We start from the raw sequence: 11,979 nt of genomic DNA on the forward strand, positions 1-11,979 counted from the left end.
GTCGTGGGGCAGGCGGGGGTTTGACGACAGGCCCTGGGCCCGCGCGCCGCCGCCCCCGGCCGGTGAACCGGCGGGCGGCGGCGCGCGGCTTGCGGACGGTCAGTAGCCGCGGGCCGGACGGTGCGGGTCGGCCTGCTGCACCTTGGACGCCAGGTCGTGGCCGTCCGGCGAGACGTGGTACCGGTCGCGGATGTAGTTCATCGAGGCCGCCACGTTCGCCACCGGGTCGTAGATGTCGGTGGAGGTGCCCTTGACGTGGTACGCCGCGAAGGTGGACGGGATGGTCTGCCAGCCGCCGCGCGAGCTGTTCAGCGGCGCGCCGTCGGCCTGCTTCGCGCCGTGCGCGTTGCTGTCCCACAGGTTGACCTGCGAGCCGGCCGCGTTGTACGTGGACTCGCGGTTGGCGATGGTCAGCATGCCCTTGGTCCACGCCTCGCGGGCCGCCGGGTCGGTCACGCCCATCGCGTCCAGCGCCTGCGCGATGTACTCGCGGCAGGCGGCCTCGCCGCTCTTGAACTTGCCCTTGCCGCCGTACGTGACCTCGCTGGTCTTGATCGCTCCGGCATGCGAGATCTCGATCTTCGGGTCGTTGCCGTGGCCGCTGCCCCCGTGGTCGCTGCCGCCGTGGTCGCCGCCGCCGCCGTGGCCGCCCTTGTTCGGGCTCTTCGGCATCGGCGTGCTGGGCTTCTTCTGCGCGGGCTTGGTGGTCGGCTTGTGGTCGCCGCCACCCTGGCCCGGGCTCTTCGGCTGGGGCTTGGTGGAGCCGGGCTTGCTGACACCCTCGTGGGCGCACTTCTCGGCCTCCTGGTACCGCTTGATCACGGTGCCGATCTTCTTGGTGTCCTCGGCGAGCTCCTTGGTGAGCTTCGCCTTGGTCGCCTCCAGCGCCGCGACCTGCTCGTTGATCGCGTTCACCTGCTGGCGGACCTGCGAGACCACCTCGGCGAACCCGAAGATGTTGCCGAGCGCACCGGCGGCCAGGTCGGTGCCCACCGCCTTCATCATCACGCCCTGGATGCGGCCGGTCTGCTGGGTCATCTCGTTCATCCGCTGCTGGATCGCCGCGAAGTCCCGCTGGATCTTCGCGAGCTCGTCCAGCTTGACGCCGAAACCTGCTGTCATGTTGTGTCTGCTCCCCCGTCGGACCTGACGCCAGTTCAGTTGTTTATCCCACCACAAGGCGTCTCGCGGCAATCACCGGGCCCCATCGGGTGCGCGGTTACCCCTGGGGCGCGGCCGGCAAACCCGCTGCCGGGGCTTTCGCCGAGATGCCGGGGTGCGCCCGGCGCGCGATCATGGAGTCGTGGACCGTCCGCCTGCGGTCCGCCTCCGACCGCACCACCGCGACTCACTGCCGAGAGTCGCAGCCGACCGGCCGGCGTCCTACCGGAAAGGCTGGGATTCGATGTTCCAACTCCTCTGGATTCTGCTGATCGGCTTCGTGCTGGGCGTGCTGGCCAAGCTGATCCTGCGTGGGCCGCAGTCCATCCCGTGGTGGCTGACCATGCTGCTCGGCGCGGCCGGCGCCTGGCTGGGAAACGCGGTGGCCGGCTGGATCGGCGTCCGCAACACCTCCGGCATCGACTGGATCCGGCACCTGCTCCAGCTCGGCTTCGCCGTCGCCCTGGTCGCCTTGGTCTCGCCCGCCTGGACCAAGTCCCACCCCAGCAGATGAAACGCACCGGCCCTGCCGGTCGCCCTCGCCACCGCCCGCCGAGCGCCCCGCTCGGCGGGTGGTGGCGTGTTTCGGCGAGGGCGGGTCAGACGAAGCGGGAGCTGCGCACCGGGCCGGACGAGCGGATCCGGTCGCGGTTGCCGGTCGCCCAGGTCGCGGCGGCGCGGGCGGCGAAGGCCGACAGTGCCTCGTCCGGGTCGGGCGGGGACTGTCCGTCGCCCTCGTCCGGCTCGGCGGCGGCGGTGCGGATCCGCTCCGCGAGTACCGCCGCCGAGGCGTCGTCCGCCGGCCCCCGCTCGACCTGGCCGTTGTCGTCGACCCGCAATCCCGGCTCCCACGGCGCGACCAGGTGCTGCACCAGCAGGCCCGAGACGTCCGCCGAGACCGCCGGGGTGTCCGTCCAGCACGTCGCGTGCTCGTACAGCAGCTCACCGGGCGCCCGCTCGTACAGCGCGCCGACCAGCTCCTGGTCGCACTCGTTCAGGTCGTACGCCACCACCAGCGCGTCCGCCGTCCCCGCGCCCGGCCGGTACGGGACCGCGGGCAGCCCGAGCAGCGCCGCGGCCGCCAGACCCAGTGCCTCGCTGCCCCGGTCCGGCAGCAGCGCCACCGAGGCCGGGCGGCGGCCGGTGGCGTCGAGGACGGTGCGCAGCCGTTCCAGGCCGTGGCGGCAGTTCTCGTAGGTGTCGCCCAGCATCGCCCAGCGGCCGGTCATCCCGGCGGTGAATCCGTGCGTCGAGAGCGTCGCCAGCAGGCCTCCGGTCAGCGTGAAGTGCCAGCCCCGCAGGTCCGTCGGCCCGGCCGGCGGGACGGCCGCGGCGCGGGCCAGCGAACGGCGGATCCGGTCGGCGGCGGGCCCCCAGGTGTCGGCGTCCGGCGCCGCCAGCGACGCGAACACCTCGCGGGCCTGCTCGACCCGGCCGTCCATCAGCGCGTTGTGCGCCAGCAGGTACCCGTCCGGCCAGTCGCCGGTGATCGCCCGGTGCTCCTGCAGCACGGCGACGGCCTCCGCGTGCCGCTCACCGTCCTCCAGCGCGACGGCCAGCTCCAGCAGCACCTGACGCGGGTTGACCTGCTGCCCGCGGCCCCGCCCGAACAGCTTCCGCTTCGCGGGCACGTCACCCGCCCGCAAGGCCTCCCGCAACGCTTCCCGCAACGCCGGGACGGCCAACTCCGAGAGCCCGTGCTCGATGCACGCGTACCCGTACGCGTACAGCGCGCCCGCGTCCGACGGCCGCCCCGCGAGTGCGCCGGCCGCGCCCGCCAGGTCGTCGATGCCGACGGCCTCCGCCAACTTCCGCACCACCGGCGCCACTTCGGCTGCCGCCAGCCCGTCGGCCACCGCCCTCAGCTCCCGCGCCGCACCCTGCGGGTCACCGGCCTCGAGCAACTCCCACGCCTTGGCGAGCTCGGAACGCAAAGCAGTCTCCTCCTGAACGCACAGGCACCCCCCGGACCACCCGGTTCGCACACCCGCCCGATCATCGCTGCCGCGCCGCCACCCCGACAAACCACTTTCGCCCCCGAGCGACGGCACAGCGTCGGTCAGCCCGGGAGCCGGCGGTCCTGCGCGGGCGGGTGGGCGGCGGCGCGCATTCCCCTGGCCCGGGCGGTCTGCGCGGCCTCGTCGGCGGCCAGCAGGTCCAGCACCTCGCGGGCCGGGCCGGGCCGGGCGGAGGCGGTCAGGACGGCGCCGGAGAAGGTGGTGCTGATGCCCGCGTCGCCGGGCAGCGGGCCGACCACGTGCACCCCGGGCAGGTCCATCAGCTCGCTGTGCTGCTGGAAGGCGAGGTCGGCCGCGCCAGAGGCGAGCAGGGTGCCGGCCGGGACCCCGGGCGGTGCCTGGACCAGGCGGTCCCGGAGCGCCCCGGCGAGCCCCTGACGGCCGATCAGGTCCAGCACGGCGGTGCCGCTCGGGCCGGTCGAGTAGGCGATCCGACGGGCCGTCAGCAGGGCGTCCCGCAGGGCCTCCTGGCTGTCGAGGGCCGGTGCCGGGGAGCCCTCCGGGACGGCGGCGACCACCTGGGAGACCCACAGCGGGCGGACCGTCGCGGCGAGCACCGCCCCCTCGGCCGCGAGCGCGGCCAGCGCGTCCTCGGCGAGCACCAGCACGTCGCCCGCCGCCCCTTCCCGGACCCGCCGGGCCACCTCCACGCCGCCGGCCGATTCGAACCGTACCGGTATGCCGTGCGCACGCCCGATCCACCCGGACAGCTCGGCCAGGATCGGCCGGGTCGCCATCGAGGACAGGCCGACGATCTCTTCGTTCACGTCTGCTCCTTGCGTCCGGCAGATGCTACGACGGGCGAACGGGCTGTTCAACGGCGGTCTGCGACACTGCCCGGATGAACACCACCCCGAGCACCGCCGCCGGAAAGGTCCTGGACGTCCTCGCCGTCTTCGACCGCGAACACCGCGCGCTGCCCCTGTCGGAGATCGCCCGGCGGGCGGGCCTGGCCGTGAGCACCGCGCACCGGGTGGTGTCGGAACTCGCGGCGTGGGGCGCGCTGGAGCGGGCGGAGGACGGCTCCTGGCACGTGGGCCTGCGGCTGTGGGAGGTCGCCTCGGGCTGCCCTCGGACGCAGATCCTGCGGGACGCGGCGCTGCCGTTCATGCAGGACCTGTACGAGGCGACCCACGAGAACATCCAGCTCGCCGTGCGCGAGGGCACCGAGCTGGTCTTCGTGGAGCGGATCGCCGGGCACCGCTCGGTGGAACTGCTGACCATGGTCGGCACCCGGTTCCCGGTGGCCTCGACGGGCATGGGCCGGGTGCTGCTGGCGCACGCGCCGGCCCCGCTCCAGGAGGAGGTGCTGGGCGCTCCGCTGCCCGCCTGGACGCCGCACACCGTCACCGACCCGCGGATGCTGCGCGCGCAGTTGGACCTGATCCGCCGCGAGCAGGTCTTCGTCAGCGACCGGCAGTTGTCGCAGAGCACGGTGGCGGTGGCCGCGCCGGTGCGGATCGGGCGGGACGGGCCGGTGAGTGCCGCGCTGGGCATCGTGATCGCCGCGCGGGACGCGGACCGGGCCCGGGGACTGCGCGAGCCACTGCTGCGGGCGGTGGGCGCGATCTCGGCGGAGCTCGGCCGGCGGGCCCGCACCGTGCGGTGAGCGGCCGGGCCCGCACCGTACGGTGAGCGGCCGGGCCCGCACCGTGCGGTGAGCAGCCGGGCCCGCACCGTGCGGTGAGCAGCAAGCTTTCCGCCTGACGGAAAGCCGGGCGACCAGCCGCGGGTCGGGCTGCCAGCGTTCGGGGAGAGGAAATCCCCGCCGCAGTTCTGGAGACGCCATGGCCGACGCCATCCCCGCCGCCTCGATCGACACCGTCACCCGGGCCCCCGTCGCGATCGTCGGCGCCGGGCCGGCCGGTCTGATGCTGGCTCACCTGCTGGGCCGCGCCGGGGTGGAGGCCGTCGCCCTGGACACCCGCACCCGGCACGAGATCGAGACCACCCAGCGGGCCGGCATCCTGGAGGCCGACGCGGCCCGGGACCTGGTGGAGACCGGCGTCAGCGACCGGACCATGCGCGAGGGCCACGAACACACCGGCGTCGAACTGCGCTTCGGCGGCCGGGCGCACCGGATCGACTTCCAGGGCCTGGTGGGCGCCTCGACCTGGCTCTACCCGCAGACCGACGTGTTCATCGACCTGGCCGACGCCCGCGAACGCGACGGCGGCACCGTGCACTTCGGGGTCCGCGACACCGAAGTGCTGGACGTCGAGAGCGGGGCACCCAAGGTCCGCTGGACGGCGCCCGACGGCACCCGGCACGAGGTGCGGGCGCGATACGTGGTCGGCGCGGACGGCTCGCGCAGCATGTGCCGGGACCTGGTGCCGCAGCAGAACCGGGTGCGCTACGGCCACGAGTACCCGTTCGCCTGGTTCGGCATCATGGCCGAGGCCCCGATGAGCGCCCCCGAACTCGTCTACGCCCACTCCGAGCAGGGGTTCGCGCTGATCAGCCGGCGCACCGACACGGTGCAGCGGATGTACTTCCAGTGCGACCCGCAGGACTCGCCGGACGCCTGGTCGGACGAGCGGATCTGGCAGACGCTCCAGGCCCGGGTGGCGGGCGAGGACGGCTTCCGCCTCCAGGAGGGGCCGGTGCTGGAGAAGAGCGTGCTGCGGTTCCGGTCGTTCGTGCAGGAGCCGATGCGCTGGGGTTCGCTGCTGCTGGCGGGCGACGCGGCGCACACCGTGCCGCCGACCGGGGCGCGCGGCCTCAACCTGGCGCTGCACGACGTGAAGGTGCTCGCCCCGGTGCTGCTGCGGGCGCTCGGCGCCGAGGGGGCGGCCGCGCTGGACGACTACCAGCCGCGCGCCCTGCGGCGGGTGTGGCGCGCCCAGCACTTCTCGTCCTGGATGACCAGGCTGCTGCACCTGGCGCCCGGCGCGAGCGCCTTCGACCTGCGGCGTCAACTCGGCGAGCTGGACTGCGTGGTGGGCACCCGGGCCGGCCGCAGCTACCTGGCCGAGCAGTACACCGGCTGGCCGACCCGGGGCTGACCGGGCCCCGACGCCCCATCGGAGAGGACCTTCACGTGATCATCGACTGCCACGGCCACTTCACCACCGCCCCGCCGCAGCTCGCCGCCTGGCGCGAGCGCCAGCTCGCCGCCCTCGACTCCCCGTCCGACGCGCCCGACCCGGCCGAGCTGCGGATCTCGGACGACGACCTGCGGGCGGCGATCGAGCCGAACCAGCTGCGGCTGATGGACGAGCGCGGCACCGACCTGACGGTGTTCTCGCCGCGGGCCAGCTTCATGGCCCACCACCTCGGCGACTTCGCGGTCTCCGCCGCCTGGGCGCGGATCTGCAACGACCTGGTGCACCGGGTCAGCACGCTCTACCCCCGGCGTTTCGCGATGGGCGCGATGCTGCCGCAGTCCCCCGGCGTCGATCCGGCGACCTGCCTGCCGGAGCTGCGGCGCGCGGTGGAGGAGCTGGGCGCGGTCTCGGTGAACCTCAACCCCGATCCCTCGGGCGGGCGTTGGACGGCCCCGCCGCTGACCGACCGGTCCTGGTACCCGCTGTACGAGGCGCTGGTGGAGTACGACGTCCCGGCCATGATCCACGTCAGCACCTCGTGCAACCCGGCGTTCCACACCACCGGCGCGCACTACCTGAACGCCGACACCACCGCGTTCATGCAGCTGCTCCAGGGCGACCTGTTCGCGGACTTCCCGACGCTGCGGCTGGTGATCCCGCACGGTGGCGGCGCGGTGCCCTACCACTGGGGCCGGTTCCGCGGGCTGGCGCAGGCCCTCGGCGGGCCCCGGCCGGAGGACCTGCTGGGCCGCAACGTCTTCTTCGACACCTGTGTCTACCACCGGCCGGGCATCGACCTGCTGACGTCCGTCGTCCCGTCCGAGGGCGTGCTGTTCGCCAGCGAGATGATCGGCGCGGTGCGCGGCGTCGATCCGCTGACGGGCCACCACTTCGACGACACCCGGCGGTACGTGGATGCCACCGACCGGCTCTCCGACGAGCAGCGGGCGGCCGTGTACGCCGGCAACGCGCTGCGCGTTCACCCCCGACTGGCCGCCCGCCTCGCCGCGTCCGGCCGCTGACCCCCAGGAGCGATGCACATGCACACCGAACTCGGTGTCGTCCGCACCACGATCGAGCGGCCCGATGCGGCCGCGGTGGCCGCGCTGTCGGCGTTCGGCACGGCGACCGTCCACGAGGCGATGGGCCGCACCGGCCTGACGCGCCCGTACCTGCGGCCGGTGTACCCGTCGGCGCGGCTGTGCGGCCCGGCGGTCACGGTGCTGCTCCAGCCCGGCGACAACTGGATGCTGCACGTCGCGGCGGAGCAGATCCGGCCCGGCGACGTGGTGGTGGCGGCCTGCACGACGGAGAGCGAGGACGGCTTCTTCGGCGAGCTGCTGGCGACCTCGTTCCGTTCCCGGGGCTGCGCGGGCCTGGTGATCGACGGTGGCGTGCGGGACGTCGCGGACCTCACCGCGATGGACTTCCCGGTGTTCTCCCGGGCGGTCAACGCGCGGGGCACGGTGAAGGCGACCCTCGGTTCGGTCAACGTGCCGGTGGTGTGCGCCAACGCGCTGGTGCACCCGGGCGACGTGGTGCTGGCGGACGCCGACGGCGTGGTGGTGGTGCCGCGCGAGCGGGCCGCCGAGGTCGCCGCGGCCTCCGCCCGGCGGGAGGAGAACGAGGCGGGCAAGCGCGAGCGGCTGCGCGCGGGCGAGCTGGGTCTGGACATGTACGACATGCGCGGCCCCCTGGCCGAGCTCGGACTGCGCTACGAGGACTGAGCCATGACGACCAATCAGCACCGGACCGATCAGCACCGGACCGATCAGCACCAGCCCGATCAGCCCAAGACCCCGGGCTGGCTGGACTGGCACCCCTCCCCCGCCCGTCCGGCGCTCGCCCTCCCGGCCGGCGCGGTGGACGCGCACTGCCACGTGTTCGGCCCCGCCGCGCAGTTCCCGTACGCGCCGGAGCGCAAGTACACGCCGTGCGACGCCTCCGCCGAGCAGTTGTTCGCGCTCCGCGACCACCTGGGCTTCGCCCGCAACGTGATCGTCCAGGCGACCTGCCACGGCGCCGACAACCGCGCGCTGGTGGACGCCCTGCACCGCTCCGGCGGCCGGGCCCGCGGCGTGGCCACCGTCCGGCCCGGCACCTCGGACGCCGAGCTGCGGGGGCTGCACGCGGCCGGCGTGCGCGGGGTGCGGTTCAACTTCGTGCGCCGCCTGGTCGATGTGACGCCCCGCGTCGACCTGTGGGACGTGGTGGAGCGGATCGCCCCGCTGGGCTGGCACGTGGTGCTGTACTTCGAGGCGGCCGACCTGGCGGAGCTGCGCGAGTTCTTCCTCTCCATTCCGGTGCCGCTGGTGATCGACCACCTGGGCCGGCCGGACGTCTCCAAGGACCCGGACGGCCCGGAGTTCGCCGAGTTCCTCTCCTTCCTGCGCGCCCGGGAGGACATCTGGTGCAAGGTCAGCTGCCCGGAGCGCCTGTCGCTCACCGGCCCGCCGGCCCTGGACGGCGAGCGGAACGCGTACCGGGACGTGGTGCCGTTCGCCCGCCGGGTGGTCGAGGAGTTCCCCGACCGGGTGCTGTGGGGCACCGACTGGCCGCACCCCAACCTGAAGGACCACATGCCGGACGACGGCCTGCTGGTCGACTTCCTTCCGCACATCGCCCCGACCGAGGAGCTGCGCCGGCGGCTACTGGTCGACAACCCGAACCGCCTCTACTGGGCTTCTCCGGAAGGGAGTTGACGGCATGGCAGTCGACCGCACGTACCGGCTCGTCCCCGGGACCACCATCTTCGACGCCGACCAGTCCGCGAAGGGCTACCACCTCAACCAGTTCTGCATGTCGCTGATGACGGCCGAGAACCGGGCCGCGTACCTGGCCGACGAGCGCGCCTACCTGGACGCCTGGCCGCTGCGCGAGGCGCAGAAGCAGGCGCTGCTGGACCGGGACCTGAACGCGGCGATGCGCGAGGGCGGCAACATCTACTTCCTCGCCAAGTGGGGTGCCACGCTGGGGTTCTCGTTCCAGCAGATGGCGGGCTCGATGACCGGCATGACCGAGCAGGAGTACCGGGACATGATGGTCTCCGGCGGCCGCTCGGCCTCCCTGCCGGGCAACCGGATCGACCGCGCGGTGCTGGAGGCCGCGCACGCCGACCAGTCGCCGCCCGCCGGGCACGCCGCCGTCTCGGCCGCCGTGTTCACCTCGCACGTCCCGGCGATCGGCGCGGCCATGGACCACGGAAAGACCGAGGAGCCGTACTGGCAGCCGGTGTTCGCCGGGTACGAGCACTCGCGGCAGTGGGCCCGGGAGAACGTCCCCGACGTGGTGATCCTGGTCTACAACGACCACGCCAGCGCCTTCGACCTCTCGCTGATCCCGACCTTCGTGCTGGGTACCGGCGCCGCCTACCCGACCGCCGACGAGGGCTACGGCCCGCGCCCGGTGCCGGGCGTCGAGGGCGATCCGGAGCTGGCCGCGCACCTCGCGCACTGCCTGATCCGCGACGACTTCGACCTGACGCTGGCCAACGAGATGCCGGTGGACCACGGGCTGACGGTGCCGCTGTCGCTGATGTTCGGCGACGTGGAGGCGTGGCCGTGCAGGGTGATCCCGCTGCACGTCAACGTGGTGCAGTACCCGGTGCCGTCCGGGGCGCGCTGCTTCGAGCTGGGGCGGGCGCTGCGCCGGGCGATCGAGTCCTACCCGCGGCCGCTGAACGTGCAGGTCTGGGGCACCGGCGGGATGAGCCACCAACTCCAGGGCCCGCGCGCCGGGTTGATCAACCGGGAGTGGGACAACGCGTTCCTGGACCGGCTGATCTCCGACCCGGCCGCCCTGGCGCGGGTGCCGCACCTGGAGTACGTCGAGGAGGCCGGCTCGGAGGGCATCGAGCTGGTGATGTGGCTGATCGCGCGCGGCGCGCTGAGCGACGTGGACGACGGCGGCCGGGTGGAGGTCGAGCACCGCTTCTACCATGTGCCGGCGTCCAACACGGCCGTCGGCCACCTGATCCTGAACAACCATCCCCGCCTCAAGGAGAACTGAGATGACCACCCAGCAGCCCCTGCGGATCGCCCTGGCCGGCGGCGGAGCGTTCGGCGCCAAGCACGCGGCGGCCCTGCGCCGGATCGAGGGCGTGGAGGTGGCCGTCGCGGTCTCCTCCTCGCTGGAGAGCTCCCGCAGGTTCGCCGCCGAGCAGGGCATCGCCCGGGCCGCCGGCAGCCTGGACGAGGTGCTGGCGATGGACGAGGTGGACGCGGTGATCCTGGCCACGCCGACGCCACTGCACGCCGCGCAGACCCAGGCCTGCCTGGCGGCGGGCAAGCACGTGCAGGTGGAGATCCCGGTCGCGGCCGCGCTGTCGGACGCCGAGGAGTGCGTGGCGGCGGCGGAGCGCACCGGCCTGGTGGCGATGGCCGGGCACACCCGCCGGTTCAACCCCAGCCACCAGTGGGTGCGCCGGCGGATCGCGGCGGGCGAACTGGCCATCCAGCAGCTCGACGTGCAGACCTACTTCTTCCGCCGCACCAACCTCAACGCGCTCGGCCACAAGCGCAGTTGGACCGACCACCTGCTGTGGCACCACGCCGCGCACACCGTCGACCTGTTCGCCTACCAGACCGGTTCGCCGATCGTGCAGGCCAACGCGATCCAGGGGCCGATCCACCCGGAGCTGGGCATCGCGATGGACATGTCGATCCAGCTGAAGGCGGCGAGCGGCGCGATCTGCACCCTCTCGCTGTCCTTCAACAACGACGGCCCGCTGGGCACGTTCTTCCGCTACATCGGCGACACCGGCACCTACCTCGCCCGCTACGACGACCTGGTGACCGGCGCGGACGAACCCATCGACGTCAGCGGCGTCGACGTCTCCCTGGACGGCATCGAACTTCAGGACCGCGAGTTCGTCGCGGCGATCCGCGAGGGCCGCGAGCCCAACGCCTCGCTCGCCCAGGTGCTGCCCTGCTACCGCACCCTGGCGGACCTGGAGCAGCAGCTCGCCACCGCCCCCTCGCCCGCGTGACGGCGTCCAAGCATGGGCGCTGGGGGTGGACCCCACGCCCTTGCACGTCGTGAGAGTGCCAATCCCTGACATGCAGAAGCCCCGCCCGGATGAACCGGACGGGGCTGTCGCACTGCGGCGAGGGCAGCCGACATAGGCCCCGTCCGCCACTGCCCATGCGGACGCGTCCCACGCACAGAGCATCGGGGCTGAAGTCAGCTTCCCGCCCGCATGACCAGATCGCGGTACGGGAGGGAGACTGTCGAGTTCCCGAAGATCCCCAACGACTTCTCCACCTCTCCGATCAGCTCGACCGCGCCGGCGGCGGTGTCCCGAAGGACTTCCGTTTCCACGAACACCCCGGCCCCGCCGACGGTGTCGATGTTCACGGTCACGCCCGGCAGGTCGGGGTGCCGGTAGGTGACCCGGGTCTTCACCACACGCACCAGCTCACGCATGCCGATGTTGGCGAGCAGCCGTTCGGCTGCGGCAGCCTGGTCGGCTTCGGCGAGGATCACGTTCGTCTCGGTCTTGGACACCACGTCGTCCGTACTGTGCGTGGTCCCGGTGGACGCGGGCTTGTACGTCACCTCCGCGGCACCGTCTCGGCGGCGGACCCGCAGGCACTCGACCGTCGCCATGTAGTCCACGTCCGGTCGGCTGTAGTAGGTGTCCACCTCCGTCACGGGCGCGTCGGCCGTGTAGCCGAGTTCGATCAGCAGTTCCGCCAGTGCCTGCCGGTCGGGGAGTTCCCGCTTGCGCTCGATCTCCGTCAAATCTGACATGA

General features: G+C 73.1%; 12 protein-coding genes. 8 read left to right on the forward strand and 4 right to left on the reverse strand.

What is annotated here, in order from left to right:
• Positions 1-99: 99 nt before the first annotated feature.
• On the reverse strand, positions 100-1,122 hold the full coding sequence (locus ACZ6R9_RS17515) for a transglycosylase SLT domain-containing protein (RefSeq protein ID WP_465538779.1): 1,023 nt from the start codon (positions 1,120-1,122) through the stop codon (positions 100-102).
• A 283-nt stretch (positions 1,123-1,405) separates the two neighbouring features.
• On the opposite strand from ACZ6R9_RS17515, the gene ACZ6R9_RS17520 reads away from it, so the two are divergent.
• Positions 1,406-1,675 (forward strand): GlsB/YeaQ/YmgE family stress response membrane protein, encoded by a 270-nt coding sequence (locus ACZ6R9_RS17520; protein ID WP_380485226.1) that lies wholly within the window; start codon positions 1,406-1,408, stop codon positions 1,673-1,675.
• A gap of 85 nt (positions 1,676-1,760) precedes the next feature.
• On the opposite strand, the gene ACZ6R9_RS17525 is transcribed toward ACZ6R9_RS17520, so the two are convergent.
• Complete coding sequence (locus ACZ6R9_RS17525) at positions 1,761-3,095, reverse strand: hypothetical protein (RefSeq protein WP_465538780.1); 1,335 nt, start codon at positions 3,093-3,095, stop codon at positions 1,761-1,763.
• Positions 3,096-3,220: 125 nt separating this feature from the next.
• Positions 3,221-3,946: a substrate-binding domain-containing protein gene (locus tag ACZ6R9_RS17530; RefSeq protein WP_465538781.1), complete on the reverse strand. Its 726-nt coding sequence runs from the start codon at positions 3,944-3,946 to the stop codon at positions 3,221-3,223.
• A gap of 74 nt (positions 3,947-4,020) precedes the next feature.
• On the opposite strand from ACZ6R9_RS17530, the gene ACZ6R9_RS17535 reads away from it, so the two are divergent.
• From ACZ6R9_RS17535 to ACZ6R9_RS17565, 7 genes are all read left to right on the forward strand, one after another.
• The gene (locus ACZ6R9_RS17535) at positions 4,021-4,788 is read left to right on the forward strand and encodes an IclR family transcriptional regulator (RefSeq protein ID WP_465538782.1); all 768 of its coding nucleotides are present in this window, start codon (positions 4,021-4,023) and stop codon (positions 4,786-4,788) included.
• Positions 4,789-4,966: 178 nt separating this feature from the next.
• On the forward strand, positions 4,967-6,184 hold the full coding sequence (locus ACZ6R9_RS17540) for a 4-hydroxybenzoate 3-monooxygenase (RefSeq protein WP_465538783.1): 1,218 nt from the start codon (positions 4,967-4,969) through the stop codon (positions 6,182-6,184).
• Positions 6,185-6,219: 35 nt separating this feature from the next.
• A complete protein-coding gene (locus ACZ6R9_RS17545) occupies positions 6,220-7,248 on the forward strand; it encodes an amidohydrolase family protein (RefSeq protein ID WP_380485235.1) in 1,029 nt (342 codons plus the stop codon).
• Positions 7,249-7,266: 18 nt separating this feature from the next.
• Positions 7,267-7,953 carry a 4-carboxy-4-hydroxy-2-oxoadipate aldolase/oxaloacetate decarboxylase gene (gene ligK / locus ACZ6R9_RS17550; RefSeq protein ID WP_380485237.1) on the forward strand — a complete coding sequence of 229 codons (687 nt, stop codon included), beginning with the start codon at positions 7,267-7,269 and terminating at the stop codon, positions 7,951-7,953.
• Positions 7,954-7,956: 3 nt separating this feature from the next.
• Complete coding sequence (locus ACZ6R9_RS17555) at positions 7,957-8,928, forward strand: amidohydrolase family protein (RefSeq protein WP_465538784.1); 972 nt, start codon at positions 7,957-7,959, stop codon at positions 8,926-8,928.
• A gap of 4 nt (positions 8,929-8,932) precedes the next feature.
• Entirely contained in the window at positions 8,933-10,234 is a 1,302-nt protein-coding gene (ligA, locus tag ACZ6R9_RS17560) for a protocatechuate 4,5-dioxygenase subunit alpha (protein WP_380485240.1), read from the forward strand.
• Position 10,235: 1 nt separating this feature from the next.
• A complete protein-coding gene (locus ACZ6R9_RS17565; RefSeq protein WP_465538785.1) occupies positions 10,236-11,213 on the forward strand; it encodes a Gfo/Idh/MocA family oxidoreductase in 978 nt (325 codons plus the stop codon).
• A 194-nt stretch (positions 11,214-11,407) separates the two neighbouring features.
• Here the strand turns inward: ACZ6R9_RS17565 and cyaB are convergent, their stop codons facing one another.
• Complete coding sequence (gene cyaB / locus ACZ6R9_RS17570; protein WP_465538786.1) at positions 11,408-11,977, reverse strand: class IV adenylate cyclase; 570 nt, start codon at positions 11,975-11,977, stop codon at positions 11,408-11,410.
• Positions 11,978-11,979 lie beyond the last annotated feature (2 nt).

The sequence above is a fragment of the Kitasatospora sp. NPDC048662 genome (assembly GCF_055587065.1).

Excerpts from the sequence above, each read along its gene's own strand:
- ACZ6R9_RS17535 (WP_465538782.1), top strand. The coding sequence starts at position 4,021 with ATGAACACCACCCCGAGCACCGCCGCCGGAAAGGTCCTGGACGTCCTC.
- ACZ6R9_RS17540 (WP_465538783.1), top strand. The coding sequence starts at position 4,967 with ATGGCCGACGCCATCCCCGCCGCCTCGATCGACACCGTCACCCGGGCC.
- ligK (WP_380485237.1), top strand. The coding sequence starts at position 7,267 with ATGCACACCGAACTCGGTGTCGTCCGCACCACGATCGAGCGGCCCGAT.
- ACZ6R9_RS17565 (WP_465538785.1), top strand. The coding sequence starts at position 10,236 with ATGACCACCCAGCAGCCCCTGCGGATCGCCCTGGCCGGCGGCGGAGCG.
- ligA (WP_380485240.1), top strand. The coding sequence starts at position 8,933 with ATGGCAGTCGACCGCACGTACCGGCTCGTCCCCGGGACCACCATCTTC.
- ACZ6R9_RS17555 (WP_465538784.1), top strand. The coding sequence starts at position 7,957 with ATGACGACCAATCAGCACCGGACCGATCAGCACCGGACCGATCAGCAC.
- ACZ6R9_RS17515 (WP_465538779.1), bottom strand. The coding sequence starts at position 1,122 with ATGACAGCAGGTTTCGGCGTCAAGCTGGACGAGCTCGCGAAGATCCAG.
- ACZ6R9_RS17520 (WP_380485226.1), top strand. The coding sequence starts at position 1,406 with ATGTTCCAACTCCTCTGGATTCTGCTGATCGGCTTCGTGCTGGGCGTG.
- cyaB (WP_465538786.1), bottom strand. The coding sequence starts at position 11,977 with ATGTCAGATTTGACGGAGATCGAGCGCAAGCGGGAACTCCCCGACCGG.